Source organism: Janthinobacterium sp. GL_088 (assembly GCF_057837845.1).
On the sequence record NZ_CM174453.1, the window covers coordinates 5,321,350 to 5,340,064 of the forward strand.

The following is an 18,715-nucleotide window of genomic DNA, read 5'->3' on the forward strand; positions in this document are numbered from 1 at the left end:
TTTTTGCCCGGCGCCGCGGGCAGTGATGTGTAAATTTATGTAAAGATTAAATGCCGAGGGCTTGCTTCTGCAGGGTGATCAGGTCGGCGATGCCGCCTTGCGCCAGGTCCAGCAGGCGGTTCATGCCGGCGCGGTCGAACGCGGCGCCTTCGGCCGTGCCCTGCACTTCGATGAAGTGGCCCGCTTCCGTCATCACCACGTTCATGTCCGTGTCGCAGCCCGAGTCTTCCACGTAATCGAGGTCCAGCACCGGCATGCCCTGGTAGACGCCCACCGAAATGGCGGCGACAAAGCTTTTCACGGGAATCGCGGTGATCGCGCCGCGTGCCTGCAGCTGGGAAAACGCGTCATACGCGGCTACCATGGCGCCCGTGATCGAGGCCGTGCGCGTGCCGCCGTCGGCCTGGATGACGTCGCAATCAAGGTGCAGTGTGCGTTCGCCGAACGCCTGCAAATCAAAGGCGGCGCGCAGCGAGCGGCCGATCAGGCGCTGGATTTCCTGCGTGCGACCCGACTGCTTGCCGCGCGCCGCTTCGCGGTCCATGCGCGTGTGCGTCGAGCGCGGCAACATGCCGTACTCGGCCGTCAACCAGCCCTGGCCCTTGCCTTTCAGGAAACCCGGCACCTTGTCTTCGATGCTGGCGGTACAGATGACCTTGGTGTCGCCGCACTCGATCAGCACCGAGCCTTCGGCATGCTTGGTGTACTGGCGGGTGATGCGGATGGCGCGCAGCGCGTCGACGGCGCGGCCGCTCGGGCGGGATTCAAATGTCATGGGTTGTCCTGTGTGATTGGGGTTGCGGCAGCGATTTTACCACCGCGCGCGCGTCTGTTTGCAGTCATGCAACAGCGCAGGACGCAATGGCGCGCGGCGCACACATGATCCCTACAATCCTGCCCCGCCAAACACAATTTTCTTTACAATGCCGTAAAACGCACACTATTCAGCAATTTTCAGGCCATCAGACCATGCGGTTCTGTTTTTGCGGCGCGGGCGGTATTGCCTGCGCTGGCTGATTAAGTGTATAAGTGACTGTATACAAGACCAAATCGGGGAATCCTTTGAGCATTTCAAGCATGACAGGCTACGCGGTTGCCACCAGCGAAGGTGCTGCAGGCACACTGACAATTGAAATCAAGAGCGTCAACTCACGCTTTCTCGACCTGCAATTCCGGATCAACGACGATCTGCGGGCCCTGGAGCCTGACTTGCGCGCCGCCGTCATGTCCGCCATCACGCGCGGCAAAGTCGAGGTACGCCTGAGCTTTGGCCGCAAGGCCGCCACAAACGGCACGCAAGCGCTGAACCTGCCCCTGCTGGCAGAACTGGCGCGCCTGCAAAACGAAGTGGGCCAGCATTTTGTCTCCGCCCCCGTCATGACGGTGGCCGAACTGCTGCGCTGGCCTGGCGTCATCGAAGAAGCGCAAGTGGGACAGGAGTCCCTGCAGGCGGACGTGGGCGCGCTGACCCGCCGCACCGTGGCCGCCTTCGTCGACAGCCGCAAGCGCGAAGGCGCCGCGCTCGAAGCGGTGCTGGTGTCGCGCATCGAAGCGATGGAAGCCATCGTCAAGCGCATCACGCCATTGATTCCGCAAGTGGTGGCGGCCTTCCAGCAAAAAGCCATCGAGCGCATGCAGGACGCGCTGGGCCTGGCCAGTCAGGGCTCGAATTCGGCCCTGTCGCGCCAGGACGCCATGGAGCGCATCCGCCAGGAAGTGATTTTGTACGGCATCCGCATCGACGTGTCGGAAGAGCTGGCGCGCCTGTCGGCCCACCTGGGCGAAACACGCCACATCCTCACCAAGGGCGGGCAAGTGGGCAAGCGCCTCGACTTCATGATGCAGGAACTGAACCGCGAAGCCAACACGCTGGGCGCCAAGGCGTCCGTCAAGGAACTGGCCGACGCCTCGATGGACTTGAAGCTGCTGATCGAGCAGATGCGCGAACAGGTACAGAACCTGGAGTAAGCGCCCTTCAGACCAGGCGCGCTCCGGCGCGCCCCTTGTCGCTGGCGGCGATGACGACGCAGGCGACAAACAGCACGATGCTGTATTCCACGCCGCCGGCGCCATGCTCGCCCACGAACCAGCCCTTGGCCGCATGCACGATGGCGATGCCGCCGATGCAGATCACCATCAGCCCGGCCGCCGCCCAGCGCGTGTATTTGCCGGCGATGAGCAAACTGCCACAAACGATTTCGACGACGGTAATCGCCCACACCACGGCCAGACCGTAGATGAACCCCTTGTCTTCCAGGAAACCGGCAAAGCGGGGAATGGTGCCATTGGCGATGCGCGTGATGGCGTGCGCCATGAACATCACGGCGATGGCCACGCGCAGCAGCAACATGGCCTGGGCAGAACTGAGAAACGGAAAATTCTTCATGCGCGCATCCTGTCGGTAAATAGTTATCAAGAAAAAACCATTCCAAATTAAATAACTATTTCCTCAAGATAACAAGCAAAATATGTGCAAGCCTGGCGGCAAGGCGCATCGCAGGGCTGGCTCGCCGCCTTGCCTCTTGGTAAAATACCGAATTGGGCGGCGCCCATGCAAGTGCACACGCCGCCATCACACGCATATGGAAAGATCCGCATGAGCCACCCTACCGCCTTCTCCGGCAGCCTGTTCGTGGTCGCCGCGCCATCGGGCGCCGGCAAATCGACACTGGTCAATGCATTGCTGGCGCAAGAGCCCGGCATCAAATTGTCGATCTCGACCACCACGCGCGCGCCCCGTCCGGGCGAGCAGCATGGCCGCGAGTACTATTTCACGACGGCGGAAGACTTTGTCGCGCGCGCCGACCAGGGTGAATTCCTGGAATGGGCAGAAGTGCATGGCAATTACTACGGCACTTCGCGCATCATGGTGGAACAGCAAATGCTGGCCGGCACCGATATCCTGCTGGAAATCGACTGGCAGGGCGCGCGCCAGGTGCGCAAGCAATTTCCCCGCGCGGCCGGCATTTTCATCCTGCCGCCATCGATCGATGCGCTGGAAGAGCGCTTGAACAAGCGCGGCCAGGACGAGCCGCACGTGATCACGCGCCGCCTGCTGGCGGCCGGCGGCGAAATCGCACACGCTCCCGAGTTCGAGTATGTTATTATCAATGAAGAGTTTACGGTCGCTTTGTCCGAACTGAGCGCGATCGTGAGAGCGGCCCGTTGCCGGTTTGCGCAACAAGCGGCCCGCAACGCATCGCTATTCGCCCAGCTGGGCCTGCACGCAGAATAATCGTCTCTGCACGCCAGTTCACACAGCGCCCCGCACCACGCACACAATTTAGGAGTTACTATGGCCCGTATCACAATCGAAGATTGCCTGAAGCAGATCCCTAACCGTTTCCAGCTGACCCTGGCTGCGACTTATCGCGCACGTCAGTTGTTGCAAGGCCACACCCCCAAGGTCGAAGCCAAGGACAAGCCTACCGTTGTCGCACTGCGTGAAATCGCTGCCGGTAAAGTCGGTATCGAAATGCTGAAAAAGGTCCCGATGTAGTGGGAACCCGCGTGCCGGAACAGTGCTGACCCCTGGTTCTACCGTATCCTTTATTCACACTGTGAAGCAACGCGACGTTTTATGAGTCTGACCCCAGCCGACACGACTTCCGCAGCACTGCCGTCCCTGGCCTCGCGCCAGGCGGCAAAATCGCAGGGCGCTTCCGCGCCCGGCACCGGCACGTCCGGCAGCAACACCCCCGCAGTACCGCCAGCGCCCGCCTTGGGCGTGGCCTCCGTCAGCCACCTGGCCGACAAGCTGGCCGAATACCTTTCCCCTGCCGACCTGAAAAAAGTCAAGGAAGCCTACCGCTTCTCCGACGAAATGCACCTGGGCCAGATGCGCCGCTCGGGCGAGCCGTATATCTCGCACCCGATCGCCGTCGCCGAAATCTGCGCCGACTGGAAGCTCGACGCGCAAGCCATCATGGCCGCCCTGCTGCATGACGTCATGGAAGACCAGGACGTCAAGAAGGATGAATTGATCGAGCGCTTCGGCGCGCCGGTGGCACACCTGGTCGATGGCCTGTCTAAGCTGGAAAAGATCGAATTCCAGAGCCAGATCGAAGCGCAGGCGGAAAACTTCCGCAAGATGCTGCTGGCCATGGCCTCCGACGTGCGCGTGATCCTGATCAAGCTGGCCGACCGCCTGCACAATATGCGCACCCTGGACTTCATGACGGCGGCCAAAAAGCGCCGCATCGCCAGCGAGACCATGGAAGTGTACGTGCCGATCGCGCACCGCCTCGGCCTGAACAATATTTACCACGAGCTGCAGGACCTGTCGTTCTCGCACCTGTATCCGATGCGCTACCGCACGTTGGCGAAAGCCGTCAAGGCGGCGCGCGGCAACCGGCGCGAAGTGGTCAACAAGATCATGGAAGCGGTGAAAAGCACCTTGTCCATGGCCGAACTCGAGGCCGACGTCACGGGCCGCGAAAAGACCCTGTACGACATCTATAAAAAGATGCGCAGCAAGCATTTGTCGTTCTCGCAAGTGCTGGACGTGTACGGCTTCCGCGTGGTGGTGGGCAGCTTTGCCGACTGTTACGTGACCCTCGGCACCCTGCACAGCCTGTACAAGCCCATGCCGGGCAAGTTCAAGGATTACATCGCAATCCGCAAGCTGAACGGCTACCAGTCGCTGCACACGACCGTCATCGGCCCGTACGGCACGCCTGTCGAATTCCAGATCCGCACGCAGGAAATGCACCGCACGGCCGAATCCGGCGTGGCGGCGCACTGGCTATACAAGAGCGGCGAATCGAACCCGTCCGACTTGCAGCAGCGCACGCATGCGTGGCTGCAATCCTTGCTCGACATCCAGCAGCAGACGGGCGACTCGGCCGAATTCCTCGAACACGTCAAGGTCGACCTGTTCCCCGATTCCGTCTACGTGTTTACGCCGAAGTCGAAGATCATCGCCCTGCCGCGCGGCGCCACGGCCATCGACTTCGCCTACTCGATCCACACGGGCATCGGCGACCAGACCGTGGCCGTCAAGATCAACAACGAAACCTCGCCCCTGCGCACCGAGCTGCACAATGGCGACATCGTCGAAATCATCACCGATTCCTCGTCGCGCCCCAGCCCGACCTGGCTGTCGTTCGTGCGCACCGGCAAGGCCCGTTCGGCCATCCGCCACCATTTGCGCACGATCAACCTGCCCGAATCGATCGCCCTGGGCCAGCAATTGCTGTCGCAGGCGCTGCAGACCTTGAACATCGACGCCGACCTGCAAGCGCCATTGGTCGAACGCCTGCTCAACGAGTCGAGCGCCAATTCCATGGACGAGCTGTACGCGGACATCGGCATCGGCAAGCGCATGGCCACCCTGGTGGCGCGCCACATCTTTGGCCTGATCGGCGGCGAAGCGGCCAGCATGCCGGTGGAACACAATAGCGGCAGCGAACTCGACCCGGTCACCATCTGCGGCAGCGAAGGCGTCTCCGTGCAACTGGCGCCATGCTGCTTGCCGATTCCCGGCGACCAGATCATCGGCCAGCTGCGCCGCGACCAGGGCTTGCTCGTGCACACGAGCGACTGCTCGCAAGCGAAGCGCCAGCGCGCCAAGGAACCGGATCGCTGGATCGCCGTGCGCTGGGGAACCGAACTGAACCGCCGCTTCGACTGCCGCATCAAGGTGCTGATCAACAGCGAGCGGGGCATCCTCGCCCGCGTGGCCGCCGAAATCGGCGAGTCCGACGCCAACATCATCTATGTGGGCATGGACGAAGACAAGGACAACGTCCTCGACCAGCTGCGCTTCACCGTGCAAGTCAAGGACCGCGTCCACCTGGCCGCCCTGCTGCGCAATGTGCGGCGGGTAGCGGGTGTCAATAGAATATTGCGCGAACGAAATTAAAAAACGGCTGGCCAGATTCTCTGCCCAGCCGTTTTTTCATGCCGATCACATCACTTCAAGCCTCCCCCGGCGCCGGATACGTCACTTCCAGCAACTCCAGCTCCTGCTCGCCCAGCGGCGTGGTGAGGGTGATCACGTCGCCTTCGCGCGCCTTGGTGATGGTGCGGGCCATGGGCGAGACCCAGCTGATCTTGCCGTTCAGGGGATCGAATTCATCGATGCCGACGATGGTGATGGTATGCGTTTCGCCGTCGCTGGTGCGGTAAGTCACCGTGGCGCCGAAAAACACCTGGTCGTTGCCATGGTGCACGCTGGGGTCGACGATGGCGGCCAGGTCCATACGCTTGGTGAGGAAGCGGATGCGGCGGTCGATTTCGCGCAGGCGCCGCTTGCCGTAGATATAGTCGCCATTTTCCGAACGGTCGCCATTCGACGCCGCCCAGTGGACGATGCGCACCACTTCCGGACGGTCGACGTCGATCAGCTGCAGCAACTCTTCCTTGATGCGCTGGTAACCGGCCGGCGTGATGTAGTTCTTGGCGCCGGCGGGAATGGCCAGCGCCAGCGCGGCCGCTTCTTCATCGTCGTCGTTGTCGGATTCTTTTACAAAGGCTTTATTCATCTGCCTATTGTAGCCCCGCCAGGGAGCCACGGGCACACGGGATGCGGGGGCAAACGGGCTTTTTTGACGTATCATCGTGGCAATCGCGGCAAACCTGCGCCGCACACGGAGACGGATGAAAAAATTCTACAGAGTCAGGCGCTGGCTGTTCGCGCCACTGGTCTACCTGGCCGCCATCTTCCTGTTGATCGAGGAATGGCTGTGGGCGACCGGGGCGCGCCTGATGCAGGTGATCGCGCAATTTCCGCCCCTGCATGCGCTCGAAGCGTGGATCAAGCGCCTGCCGCCGTACTGGGCGCTGGCCATCTTCGTGCTGCCGGCCGTGCTGCTGTTCCCCGTCAAACTGCTGGCCCTGCTGGCCATCGCGCGCGGCCATGCATTTTCCGGCATCGGCGTGATCGTCATCGCCAAGCTGGGCGGCGCGGCCGCCGTGGCGCGCCTGTACAGCCTGACGCGCCCTACCCTGTTGAGTCTGCCATGGTTTGCGCGCTGGCATGGCCTGTTCATGGAAACCAAGGACCGCTGGATCGCCCGCCTGCGCGCCACGCGCCCCTGGCGCCGTGTCAGCCGCCTGTCGGCCGCACTGGGCCGCGCCCGCCGTGCCTGGTGGCAACGCTTGCGCAAGGGCACGCCAGGACGCCATAACTCCCGCCCGGCCAGGGTGCTGCGCCGTTTCGCCGCCTTCTGGCGCGCCCGCCGCTGATGAAGAAAGGCCACTCCATGCACGACACTCCCCGGCTGGCCCCCGCCATGCGCGCGGCGGCGCCGGAAATTTACCTGTACGACGCGGCCAGCTTGCAATTGCTGGACGCCAACAATGCCGCCTGCGACAACTTGCAGTATGCGCGCAAGCAATTGCTGGCGATGACGCCCTTCACCCTGGCGCCGCAGCTGGACGCGCAGCAACTGGCCGCCGTGCTGGCGACCCTGGACGACAGCATCGGCGCGCAGGCCTTGCTGCACGTACAGCAGCGCCGCCGCGATGGCAGCCTGTATTCGCTCAGCCTGCACCTGTCGCGCGCCAGCCGCCAGGGACGCGCCCTGCTGCTGGCCGAGGGCGAAGACTTGCGCACGCCGCAGGCGACAGCCGCCGCCCTGGCGCAAGTACAGTCGCGCTTTAACGCCATCGTCTCGAATACGCCGGGCCTCGTGTACCAGTTCTGCCTGCATGCGGATGGGCGCGCCGCCTTCCCCTACCTGAGCGATGGCTGCCAGGCCCTGCTGGGTTTGGGGCCGGCACAGCTGCACGCGCACCCGGAACTGTTTTACCAGTTGATCCTCGCTGACGACCGCGCCTCGTATCTGGAATCGATGCAAGCCTCAAAAAGCGCCTTGTGGAGCTGGAACTGGGAAGGCCGCATCTGGATCGATGCCTGGAAGGATGTCAAATGGATCAACCTGCGCTCCACGCCGCGCGCGCTGGCCGATGGCACGGTGCAGTGGGAAGGCATCATGACGAATATCACGGAAAGCCGGCTCGAGCAGATCGAAGTGCGCCAGTCGCGCGCCCGCCTGGCCGAGCTGACTGCGCACATCGACAAGGTCAAGGAACACGAACGCACGCGCCTGGCGCGCGAACTGCACGATGACCTGGGCGGCAATTTGACGGCGATCAAGATGGCGCTGGCCATGCTGGCGCGCCGCTTGCCGCCGGACGACCCGCAACTGCAGGAAAAGGCCGACTATGTCGATGCCCTGGTCGACCGCAGCATCGACGCCGTGCACCGCATTTCGCTGGACTTGCGCCCCTCCATGCTGGACCTGGGCCTGGTCGCCGCGCTGGACTGGCAGGTGAAGGAATTCGCGCGCCAGGCCGGCATCGAATGCCAGTTCATTTCAAACCGCCAGCACATCGAACTGGAACTGGATCAGGCGACCAGCCTGTTCCGCATCGCGCAGGAGGCGCTGACGAATATCGCCAAGCATGCGCAGGCAAGCAAGGTCAGCGTGCGCCTGGCCCGGCAGCGCCAGCATATCAGCCTGTCGATCGCCGACAATGGCGTCGGCATGCGCCTCTCCGACCGCGCCAAGCCGCAATCGTTCGGCATCCGCGGCATGGCCGAGCGCGCCGCTGCGCTGGGCGGCACCCTGAGCCTGATGGACGGGCCGGACGGCGGCACCATCCTGAGCATAAAAATCCGGCTGACCACGCCGCGAGAGGCGATAATAGCGGCTGCAGCCAGCGCACCAGCGCAGAGCGGATCGCCATAAGGCCACAGGGCCGCCGCAGGGCGCAGAGATTCAGATAGGAAACAACGCAGTCATGAAAGAAAAAGCCACCATCCGGGTATTCATCGCCGACGATCATGCGATCGTGCGCGAGGGCTTGAAGCAAATCCTCGCCGACACGAAGGACATCATCGTGGCCGGCGAGGCCGAAAATGGCCACGACGCCATCAAGCTGTTCCGCGGCTCGAAATGCCAGGTGTTGCTGCTCGACATCTCCCTGCCCGACCGCAGCGGCATCGAGGTGCTCAAGCAGATCAAGAAGGAAAAGCCGGAACTGGCCGTGCTGATGCTCTCCATGCACCGCGAGGATCAGTACGCCATCCGTTCGCTCAAGGCGGGCGCGGCCGGCTACCTGACGAAACAGAGCGCGCCGCGCGAGCTGGTCACGGCCATCCGCCAGGTGGCACAGGGCTTGAAATACATCAGCGCCTCGCTGGCGCAGGAACTGGCCAACACGGTGGGCGAAGACCACGAAACGGCCTTGCACGACACCTTGTCGGACCGCGAATACCAGACCCTGGTCATGATCGCCTCCGGCAAGGCCGTGGGCGCCATCGCCGAAGAACTGAAATTGTCCGTGAAAACCGTCAGCGAATACCGCGCCCGCTTGCTGGTCAAGATGAAACTCAAGAACAGTGCCGAACTGACGCATTACGCCATCCGCAACCAGCTGGTGGATTGACGGCAAAGTGGCATGCACGCTGGCATCGGGCGAATTGACAGGACTTCTCCTTGCTTCTCGCACAATAAGTTCTTTGCCAACTCGCATATCATGAGGATAATTAGAAATATCTAAAAAGGCTGTGCCTACATGTCCAGTAAATTGCCAACTTCACCAGCAAGCGCTCCCGCTGGCGCCACGACGACCGCCGCCGCTGCGGCGATGAACCCTGCCGATATCGCCCGCGAAGCGTTTCGCCGCCTGGCCACGCGCCGCATCGCCCCGACGCCAAGCGCCTACCGCGATATCTATAATGAAATCGCCGGCATCAGCGAACCGGCGGACAGCCCTGCCGCGCCGGGTGCCGTGCTGGCCGCCAGCGCACCCACGGAAAGCGGCGCGGAGAATGTCTTGACGCAGTTTGCCGCCAAGATGAGCGAATCGGCGGGCGAACTGGGCGACTTTGGCCGGCGCTTCCAGCGTGCCCTGAAAGCGCGCGACTGGGACAGCTATGCGCGCACCCTGGCGCAGCTGGCGGAAAAACAGGTCAAGAAAGGCGGCGGCATCGAATTGCCGCCCCTGCCGGACGGCGAACAGACGCGCACCCTGCGCGAATTGCTCAGCCGCACCCTGGGCTTTGCCGTCGCCACCTTGCTGACGGGCACGCCCGCGCTGGTGGAAGAAGCCGAATCGCTGGGCGCGGCCATCAAGCTGGCCCACACGGAAGAAGCGCTGAACGAAGCGGCCCTGCGCCTGAAGCAGCTGTGCTACCAGATCGAACTGAAAAGCGGCGACACGGCCGAGCAGCAGGAACTGCTGCTGCGCCTGTTCAAGTTGCTGCTCGATAACGTCAGCCAGTTGCTCGACGACGACAGCTGGCTGCGCGGCCAGGTCGATGCCGTGCAAAACCTGATCGCCGGCCCGCTCGACCAGCGCGCGCTGGAAGACGCCACGCGCAGCCTGAAGGAAGTCATCTACAAGCAGGGCCAGCTCAAGCACAGCCTGTCCGACGTCAAGCTGACGGTCAAGAACATGATGATGACCTTCATCGACCGCCTGGGACAAGTGGCGGCCAGCACGGGCGACTTCCATGAAAAGATCGGCGGCTATTCGGAAAAGATCAGCCAGGCGGAAAATATCAGCGAACTGAACAGCGTTCTCGACGAAGTCTTGCGCGAAACGCGCATGGTGCAGAACGAAGCCTTGCGCGCACGCGACAAGATGGTGCTGGCGCGCCAGGAAGTGCAGGATGCGGAACAGCGCATCCACACGCTGGAAGCGAAGCTTCAGCATATGAGCGAACTGGTGCGGGAAGACCAGCTGACGGGCAGCCTGAACCGCCGTGGCCTGGACGACGTGTTCGAGCGCGAGACGGCCCGCTCCGACCGCCGCGGCACGCCGCTGTGCATCGCCATGCTGGACCTGGACGACTTCAAGCGCCTGAACGACACCTACGGCCACCTGGCCGGCGATGCGGCGCTGAAACACCTGGTCAAAATCGTCAAGGAAACCCTGCGCTCGATGGATGTCATCGCCCGCTTCGGCGGCGAGGAATTCCTCATCCTGCTGCCGGAAACGACGGTCGAGGCCGCCTCATCGACGATGACGCGATTGCAGCGCGAGCTGACCCGGCATTTCTTCCTGCACGACAACGAAAAAGTCTTGATCACCTTTTCTGCCGGTGTGGCCCTGCGCCTGCCCAACGAAGACCAGGCCGAACTGGTCAAGCGCGCCGACCGCGCCATGTACCAGGCCAAGCAGACGGGCAAGAACCGCGTGGTGGTCGCGGACTGAACCCTGGCGCTTCGCCGCATGCCGTCCCGCCACCCGGCCGGACGGCACAATCATGGCAAAAACAATAATATCCTTCCCCCTCCGGCACGCCGCCAGCCTCCGCAACATATAAAAATAAAACTATTTTTACCCTCAAGTTTCCTTAAATCCTGTCGCCTAGCGCGCGGCCGGCAGCAAACTGAAGGGCTAAAAATTAAAATTTAAAGCACTTTTCACCATAAATTTTCCCGCAGAGCAACCGTTACCCTAAACAACAGCGGCTTGATTGTCCCGGAACAGCGGGGCAGGCCAAAGTGACTAGCACATAGCGCAATGTAGTACCTGTTTGGAGAATTATCATGGCTGCAGTAATTAATACCAACATCTCGTCCCTGAATTCGCAACGCAATCTGTCGACCTCGCAGTCGGCCCTGAGCACCTCGCTGCAACGCCTGTCCTCCGGCATGCGCATCAACAGCGCCAAGGATGACGCCGCTGGTCTGGCAATTTCCGACCGTATGACGTCGCAAATCCGCGGCATGACCCAAGCAACCCGCAATGCAAACGACGGCGTTTCGCTGGCTCAAACGGCTGAAGGCGCGTTGGCAAGCTCGGGCGACATCCTGCAACGTATCCGCGAACTGGCCGTGCAATCGTCGAACGCCACCAACTCGTCGAGCGACCGTCAGGCGCTGCAAACCGAGGTAGGCCAGCTGGGTTCGGAACTGAACCGTATCGCCCAAACCACCTCGTTCAACGGCCAGGCGCTGCTGGACGGCACCATGGGTACGGCCAACTTCCAGGTTGGCGCAGATGCCAATCAGCTGATTTCCGCCAGCGGCGCGAACTTCCTGACCAACACCTACGGTAACAACCGTATCGCCAACGATGCATCGGCCGTCAAGAAAGATGCGCTGGGTAATGCAGTCGTCGGCAAGCTGACGATTTCCGGCTCCATCGGCACCGCGACCGTCGACACGACGGCAGCAGCCGCCGGCGTCAAAGGCAGCACGGCCAAATCCGTCGCCGCCGACATCAACAGCCAAACGGCGAAAACGGGCGTGACGGCAACGGCACAAACGGACGTCAACCTGAACCTGGGCGCAGAATCGTATTCGTTCGCCATCAATTCGGACAACCCAAGCACAGCGCCAGTCACCGTATCGTTTGCCGTCAGCGGCACGGCGTCGACCGCCGCCGACTATGCCGCAGGCATCAACGCCATCAATGCCCAAACGGCAAAGACCGGCGTCACGGCCCAGTACGACAGCATCAACAAGGGCATGAAGCTGACCAATGCATCGGGCGAAAATATCAACCTGACGCAAGGCACGACGGCCAACACCAAATTCGACGTCGATGGCTACAAGGCCGATGGCAAGGTCCAAGCCGCATCCCAGTCGATCATCACCGCAGCCGCCGCTGCCACGGTCAACGGCCGCGTGACTTTCGACTCGCAAAACAGCTTCTCGGTGACGGAAAACACCCCTACCGGCCTGGCAGTTGGTAAAGCAACGGCACAAGGTTCGACCCTGAACTCCGTGTCGACCCTGGACGTGACGACGTTTGACGGCGCGCAACTGGCACTGAAAATTGCCGATGCAGCACTGGCAACGGTAAACGGTCAACGCGCCCAGTACGGTGCTTTGCAATCGCGCTTCTCGTCGGCGATTGCAAACCTGCAATCGACCACGGAAAACCTGTCCGCATCGCGCAGCCGCATCGTCGATACCGACTTTGCATCGGAAACGGCCAACATGACCCGCGGCCAGATCCTGCAACAAGCTGGTACGGCCATGCTGGCGCAAGCGAACTCGCTGCCAAACGGCGTCCTGAGTCTGCTGCGCGGCTAATCTCCGATTAGTCAGGCAACAGCGCAGGACTCGATTCCCCTGCCGGATTTTTTCGGCAGGGGAATTTTCACTAGGAGAGCACCATGACTATCGACACGATAGCGGCCGCCTCCGCGGCCAGGATAGACAAGAGTTATGTGTCTGCGGATACGTCGCCGGCACGCCCGGCAGCACCCCGCAACGCCACGGAAAACGCTACGGTTGCGCCACAGCAAGCCAGCAAGGAGCCCAGCCGCGAGCAGCTGGACAAGGCGGTATCGGAGCTGAACCAGTCGTCGCAGATGAAGACGCAAGGCCTGGAATTTTCCATCGACGAAGACAGCCAGCGCACGGTCGTCAAAGTCATCGACCAGGAAACCAAGGAAGTACTGCGCCAGATTCCTACCAAGGAAGCCCTGGAATTGTCCAAAACCTTCGATTCGGCCAAAGGTTCGCTGATCAGTCAAAGCGCATAGCGATGGCATGGCACACGGACATGCGACATCGTGGCAATACGCATCGGCATGACCACGGGGTCCGATAGCCTGGCTATCCGGCCCCGATTTTATTGCAACCAACACAACACGTCCCTGCCCCTTTCCCGCTTTTTCGCTCCCGCTGAAAACAGCGCGGTAAATCCCCCTCTCAAGTCCTGATTGATTCTGCCGATAACAGCTTATATTAGCGTTTTCCTAGGAGTATTCAGTGGCCATCACACCTACACTTTCATCCATAGGCATCGGCGCCGGCGCCAGCGGCCTGGATGTGAATGCCATCATCGACAAGCTGATGACGGCCGAAGCCGCACCGCTGGGTACTTTTGACAAGAAAACGGCCTCCTACCAGGCCAAGCTCAGTGCGATGGGCACGCTCAGTGGCGCCGTCAGCACCTTCCAGAATTCGCTGTCGGCCCTGTCGAATACCAATAACTTCCGCGCCGTCAGCGCCACGCCCGCCGATCCCCTGGTATTGACGGCCAGCGCCGGCGCCAAGGCCGTGGCCGGCAACTACAACATCAACGTCACCCAACTGGCCCAGTCGCAGACCCTGATGTCGGGCGGCATGGCCAGCAAGCTGTCGACCATCGGGCTGGGCAGCAAGACGACGATTTCCTTCCAGCTGGGCGCGCTCACCGGCGGCACCTTCGGTTTGAACGGCACCGCCCTGGGCGCCACCACGGCGCAGACCGGCATCAGCAACGGCTCGCTGATACTCAACGGCACCGCCATCCCCACCGATGCCAGCACCAAGAGCGCGCGCGCCCTGGCCGACGCCATCAACGCCAAGAGCAGCACCACGGGCGTGACCGCCACGGCCCAGCCGACGTCGAGCAGCGCCACCATGTTCGCCGGCTTCGGCAGCGTCGAAACGGGCGCGGATGGCACCTACTCGCTGTCGGTGGGCGGCATCGAGATCGTTACGCAGGGCAACGGCGTGGCCGCCAACGGCGGCATCACGGCCGCCTCGCTCGATACGACGCTCGAAGGTCCGAATGCCGTCTCGAATGCGCTGGCCGCGGCCAACATCACCGTCACCGGCAAGGCCGCCGACGGCACCCTGAAATTTACGCGCGCCGACGGTTCCAACCTGAACATCGAAGAAGTGGTGACGGGCTCGGTCAAGGGCGGCATCGGCCACGCCTCGAACTCGGTCAATGACGGCTCGAACGTGACGCTGACCAGCACCATCAACCTGGCCTCGAGCAATGCCAGCCCGATCACCATCGCTGGCAGCAATCCGGCCGCCGCCGGACTGACGGCAGGCTCGGGTGGCGCCTACATGAACACCAACTTTACCCAGGACGGCACGCAGGCGACGGGCACGGTGGTGATCGACGCCACCAACAACACCTTGCAAGGCATCCGCGACGCCATCAATAACGCAGGCCTGGGCGTGACCGCCAGCATCGTTTCGGACGGCACGGACAAGCCGTTCCATCTGGTCTTGAGCTCGTCGAAGACGGGCGCCAACTCGTCCATGAAGATCTCGCTGAGCGGCAGCGACGGCCTGCCCCCGGACAGCGCCCTGAATGACTTGCTGTCCTACGATGCGAGCGGCACGCAAAACCTGAAACAGAACAGCGCCGCGCAAAACACCAACTTCAGCGTCAACGGCATCGCCATCACCAGCGCGTCCAACAGTGTCGATACGGCCATCGAAGGCGTGACCCTGGGCATTGCCAAGGTCGGCAGCACCAGCTTGTCGGTGCAGAAAGATACCTCCACCGTCAAGACCAGCATCAATACCTTCGTCAAGGCGTATAACGACCTGAATACGGCGATGGCCAAGATGACGGCCTATGATCCGGAAACCAAGAAGGGCGGCGTCCTGCTGGGGGACTCCACCGCGCAATCGATCCAGAGCCAGTTGCGCAAGCAACTGGGTGCGCCCATTACCGGCTTGAACAGCAGTTTGAGCACCCTGAGCCAGGTCGGCATTTCCTTTCAGAAAGATGGCAGCCTGACCCTGGATTCCAGCAAGCTCGACAAAGCCATCAGCGCCAACTTCACCGACATCGCCGGCCTGTTTTCCGCGCTCGGCAAGGCCACCGACAGCAACGTCGCCTTTACCAGCTCGACCGCAGCAACCAAGCCAGGCAGCTATGAATTGACGATCACCACGATGGCCAGCCAGGGCTCGATCACCTCGGCCGCCGTGATGCCGGCCACCACCACGATAGGCAGCGATACCACGTGGAGCATCACGCTGAACGATACCGAGCCCAGCGCTGCCAAGAATACGGCCCAGGTCGTCATTCCTGCCGGGACGTACACCCCGGCCCAGATGGCGTCCATCATCCAGTCATCGATCAACGGCGTGAAGTCGTTTTCCGACAACGGCTCCACCGTGTCGGCTTCCGTCGATGGTGCGGGCAAACTGGTACTGGCGTCGAGCCGCTATGGTTCCGTCTCGAATATCGCCATCAGCAGCGGCACCGGCACGGCACCAACCGACCTGTTCGGCGCATCCGCGCCCGTCAAGGGCACGGACGTGGCTGGCACCCTGGGCGGACAACCGGTGATCGGCTCGGGCCAGACCCTGACGGGCGCCGCCGGTTCGCCGGCCGATGGCCTGAAGATTGAAGTCACGGGCGGCACCACCGGCTCGCGCGGCACCGTCAGCTTCTCGCAAGGCTATGCCTACCAGTTGAATAACCTGGCCACTTCCTTCCTCGGCACGGACGGCATGATCACCAACCGCTCCAAGGGCCTCAACGAAACCATCAAGAGCATCGCGACGCAGCGTGACAAGTTCAGTGACAAACTGAACGACATCGAAGCGCGCTACCGCGCCCAGTATTCGCGCCTGGACGTGTCCCTGAATAAATTGCAGGGCATGCAAAGCTATTTGACCCAGCAGTTGGCCGCCATCGCCGCCAACCGTTAAGCCCAATCATCAGGAGAATTAAATGTTTGGAACCCAACAACGCGGCGTCAACGCCTATGCCAAGGTCGGTCTGGAAACGGGCATCGTTTCGGCCTCGCCGCACAAGCTGATCGTGATGCTGTACGACGGCGCCCTGGTGGCCGTGCTCAGCGCGCAGATGCACATGAAATCGGGCAATGTGCCGGAAAAAGGCAAGTCCATCTCGAAAGCCATCCAGATCATCGACAATGGCTTGCGCGCCAGCCTGGACAAGGAAGCGGGAGGCCAGATCGCCGAAGGCCTCGACGCCCTGTATGAATACATGAGTGCACGCCTGCTGACGGCCAACCTGCACAACGATATCGCCCTGCTGGAAGAGGTGCAGCGCCTGCTCACCGACTTGCGCGAAACCTGGAACGCCATAGGCGCCACCCCCGCCGCCATGCCTGGCGCCGATCTGAAACGTATGCCCAGCCTTGCGAGCGCCTGACCCATGATGACGAATCAAGAAGTCCTGACCACTTACGAAGCCATGCAGACCCTGACGGGCCAGATGGTCACCGCCGCCACCAACGCCGACTGGGATGCGCTGGAAGCGCTGGAACAGCGCATCAGCACGCATGTGGCCGCGCTGAAGGCGAATGAAGAAAAAGTCGTGCTGGAAAGCGCTGGCCGCCAGCGCAAGGTCGCCCTGATCAAGCAGATCCTGGAAGACGACCGCAAGATCCGCGACCTGACCATGCCGTGGATGGCGCAATTGTCCAAGCTGATCAGCAGCACCGGCACGGAGCGGCGCCTGGCCAACGCCTACGGCGCGTAAGCGCCCACGGGGCAAGGTCAGCTATCATGTTGCCGAAGATGGATGCGATCGGCATGACGCCCCTGACCCCGGTCAAGGCCACGCGGACGGCCGACGCCGTCGCCGACCCGCGCCAGGCCGAGTTCCAGCGCTCGCTGCAGGGCCTGATCGGCAAATCCATGCAGGGACAGGTGCTGGCCCGCATGGGCGACGGCAGCTTCCTCGTGCGCGTGGCCGGTACGCCGGCCCGCATGCAACTGCCCGCCGGCGCCCAGCCGGGCACGGAAATCCCGCTGACCTTGATCGGCATCAATCCCCGCCCCTCTTTTCAAATCGGCAATAGCCGCGACCAGCCCGCCAGCGCCCTGCTGACGTATGCGGACGCGGAAGCCGAGCCCGACGCTGCCGAAGCGCGCGGCCCCCAAGCCGGCGCCGCCCAGGCGGGCACGCGCGCCAGCAGCACGGCCGCCACCCTGCTCAGCCGCGCGCCCCTGACGCCCGCCAATCTGCTGCCCGCCCTGGCAGGCGACACGCCCGCACCCGAACTGAGCACCACCGCGCGCGCCATCAGCAGCGTGCTCAGCCAGGCGGAAAGCGTGCCCGGCGCGCCCCTGTCCCTGGTCGGCAAGACGCCGCTGATGGCCACGCCGGGCGCCGCCCCGGCCCAGGTGGCCCAGAATTTGCGCGATGCCGTCGGCAGCAGCGGCCTGTTCTATGAATCGCATGTGGCCGAATGGGCCGAAGGCAAGCGGCCGCTCGCGTCGCTGCTGCTGGAGCCGCAAATGCAGAAGGCGGCACAGGGCGACATGGCCAGGACGGGGACCGACCTGGCCTCAGCGCAACTGATCAATTTACAGCTGCATACGCACGAACAGGCGCGCGTGCAGTGGCAGGGCGAAGCGTGGCCCGGCCAGAAGATGCAGTGGGATATCAGCCGCGATGCGCCGGAAGGACAGCAGCACGCTGGCACGGAAGCCGACGAGGAAGCGACGGCCTGGCGCAGCAATGTGCGCTTCCAGTTTCCCCTGCTGGGCGACCTGGCCGCGCACGTAGTCTTGCAGGGCGGCCGCGTGGCCATCCAGTTGCAAGCGGGCAGCGAAGGCAGCGCCGGCACCTTGCGCCAGCATGCGGCGGCGCTGGAAGCGTCGCTCGATGCGGCCGGCTGGCCCTTGTCGTCGTTGACGATCGCCGGCAAGCCCGAGGCAGCCGAGCCAGCGGAAGCGGAAGCGGATGATGCTTGACGACACCAAGCGCAAGGTGCCGCAGACGGCCGTCGCCCTGGCTTACCAGAGCGGCACGCCGGCGCCCAAGGTGGTGGCCAAGGGCAGCGGCCTGATCGCGGACCAGATCATCAGCACGGCGCGCGAACACGGCGTCTTCGTGCATGAATCGAAGGAATTGGTGGCGCTGTTGATGGATGTCGACCTGGACCGTCAGATTCCGCCCGGCCTGTATCGGGCGATTGCGGAACTGCTGGCCTGGTTATATCATATTGAATCTGCGAATGGCGGGCCGATCCCGCCGCCGCCCGACACCAGCGTCAACCTCACCGATACATAGACAGGCATCA

At 62.7% G+C, this 18,715-nt stretch carries 18 protein-coding genes; 15 read left to right on the forward strand and 3 right to left on the reverse strand.

All coding sequences use genetic code 11. The annotated features are described in order from the left end of the window. Positions 1-46: 46 nt before the first annotated feature. On the reverse strand, positions 47-775 hold the full coding sequence (gene rph / locus AC3IQ7_RS23715; RefSeq protein WP_289945333.1) for a ribonuclease PH: 729 nt from the start codon (positions 773-775) through the stop codon (positions 47-49). A gap of 302 nt (positions 776-1,077) precedes the next feature. On the opposite strand from rph, the gene AC3IQ7_RS23720 reads away from it, so the two are divergent. Next, a complete protein-coding gene (locus AC3IQ7_RS23720; RefSeq protein WP_099377928.1) occupies positions 1,078-1,968 on the forward strand; it encodes a YicC/YloC family endoribonuclease in 891 nt (296 codons plus the stop codon). 7 nt (positions 1,969-1,975) lie between these two features. Here AC3IQ7_RS23720 and AC3IQ7_RS23725 read toward each other — a convergent pair whose 3' ends face one another. After that, entirely contained in the window at positions 1,976-2,386 is a 411-nt protein-coding gene (locus AC3IQ7_RS23725) for a DoxX family protein (protein WP_489207476.1), read from the reverse strand. A gap of 210 nt (positions 2,387-2,596) precedes the next feature. On the opposite strand from AC3IQ7_RS23725, the gene gmk reads away from it, so the two are divergent. The 3 genes from gmk to AC3IQ7_RS23740 all read left to right on the forward strand — a co-directional run bounded on the left by gmk (position 2,597) and on the right by AC3IQ7_RS23740 (position 5,863). After that, positions 2,597-3,235: a guanylate kinase gene (gene gmk, locus AC3IQ7_RS23730; RefSeq protein ID WP_077407781.1), complete on the forward strand. Its 639-nt coding sequence runs from the start codon at positions 2,597-2,599 to the stop codon at positions 3,233-3,235. A gap of 60 nt (positions 3,236-3,295) precedes the next feature. Next, the gene (gene rpoZ, locus AC3IQ7_RS23735) at positions 3,296-3,499 is read left to right on the forward strand and encodes a DNA-directed RNA polymerase subunit omega (RefSeq protein ID WP_010400723.1); all 204 of its coding nucleotides are present in this window, start codon (positions 3,296-3,298) and stop codon (positions 3,497-3,499) included. Between the two features lie 81 nt (positions 3,500-3,580). Next, entirely contained in the window at positions 3,581-5,863 is a 2,283-nt protein-coding gene (locus AC3IQ7_RS23740) for a RelA/SpoT family protein (RefSeq protein ID WP_489207477.1), read from the forward strand. A gap of 55 nt (positions 5,864-5,918) precedes the next feature. Here the strand turns inward: AC3IQ7_RS23740 and greB are convergent, their stop codons facing one another. Beyond that, positions 5,919-6,485: a transcription elongation factor GreB gene (gene greB, locus AC3IQ7_RS23745; protein ID WP_099377931.1), complete on the reverse strand. Its 567-nt coding sequence runs from the start codon at positions 6,483-6,485 to the stop codon at positions 5,919-5,921. A 115-nt stretch (positions 6,486-6,600) separates the two neighbouring features. On the opposite strand from greB, the gene AC3IQ7_RS23750 reads away from it, so the two are divergent. From AC3IQ7_RS23750 to AC3IQ7_RS23800, 11 genes are all read left to right on the forward strand, one after another. Further along, complete coding sequence (locus AC3IQ7_RS23750; RefSeq protein WP_289898645.1) at positions 6,601-7,188, forward strand: hypothetical protein; 588 nt, start codon at positions 6,601-6,603, stop codon at positions 7,186-7,188. Positions 7,189-7,205: 17 nt separating this feature from the next. After that, on the forward strand, positions 7,206-8,696 hold the full coding sequence (locus AC3IQ7_RS23755) for a sensor histidine kinase (RefSeq protein WP_489207478.1): 1,491 nt from the start codon (positions 7,206-7,208) through the stop codon (positions 8,694-8,696). Between the two features lie 52 nt (positions 8,697-8,748). Further along, a complete protein-coding gene (locus tag AC3IQ7_RS23760) occupies positions 8,749-9,396 on the forward strand; it encodes a response regulator (RefSeq protein WP_034753998.1) in 648 nt (215 codons plus the stop codon). 201 nt (positions 9,397-9,597) lie between these two features. Next, positions 9,598-11,169 carry a diguanylate cyclase gene (locus tag AC3IQ7_RS23765; RefSeq protein ID WP_489210510.1) on the forward strand — a complete coding sequence of 524 codons (1,572 nt, stop codon included), beginning with the start codon at positions 9,598-9,600 and terminating at the stop codon, positions 11,167-11,169. Positions 11,170-11,507: 338 nt separating this feature from the next. Next, complete coding sequence (locus AC3IQ7_RS23770; RefSeq protein WP_099377933.1) at positions 11,508-13,001, forward strand: flagellin N-terminal helical domain-containing protein; 1,494 nt, start codon at positions 11,508-11,510, stop codon at positions 12,999-13,001. Between the two features lie 83 nt (positions 13,002-13,084). Further along, positions 13,085-13,456, forward strand: coding sequence for a flagellar protein FlaG (locus AC3IQ7_RS23775; RefSeq protein ID WP_489207479.1), 372 nt, complete (start codon positions 13,085-13,087; stop codon positions 13,454-13,456). Positions 13,457-13,685: 229 nt separating this feature from the next. Beyond that, the gene (gene fliD, locus AC3IQ7_RS23780) at positions 13,686-16,367 is read left to right on the forward strand and encodes a flagellar filament capping protein FliD (RefSeq protein WP_233516131.1); all 2,682 of its coding nucleotides are present in this window, start codon (positions 13,686-13,688) and stop codon (positions 16,365-16,367) included. A 22-nt stretch (positions 16,368-16,389) separates the two neighbouring features. Further along, positions 16,390-16,836: a flagellar export chaperone FliS gene (gene fliS, locus AC3IQ7_RS23785; RefSeq protein WP_489207480.1), complete on the forward strand. Its 447-nt coding sequence runs from the start codon at positions 16,390-16,392 to the stop codon at positions 16,834-16,836. Between the two features lie 3 nt (positions 16,837-16,839). Further along, positions 16,840-17,166 carry a flagellar protein FliT gene (locus AC3IQ7_RS23790; protein WP_099377935.1) on the forward strand — a complete coding sequence of 109 codons (327 nt, stop codon included), beginning with the start codon at positions 16,840-16,842 and terminating at the stop codon, positions 17,164-17,166. Between the two features lie 26 nt (positions 17,167-17,192). After that, the gene (gene fliK / locus AC3IQ7_RS23795) at positions 17,193-18,386 is read left to right on the forward strand and encodes a flagellar hook-length control protein FliK (protein WP_489207481.1); all 1,194 of its coding nucleotides are present in this window, start codon (positions 17,193-17,195) and stop codon (positions 18,384-18,386) included. After that, positions 18,379-18,705, forward strand: coding sequence for an EscU/YscU/HrcU family type III secretion system export apparatus switch protein (locus AC3IQ7_RS23800; RefSeq protein WP_035821344.1), 327 nt, complete (start codon positions 18,379-18,381; stop codon positions 18,703-18,705). The genes fliK and AC3IQ7_RS23800 overlap by 8 nt, the downstream gene beginning before the upstream one ends. Positions 18,706-18,715: the final 10 nt, after the last annotated feature.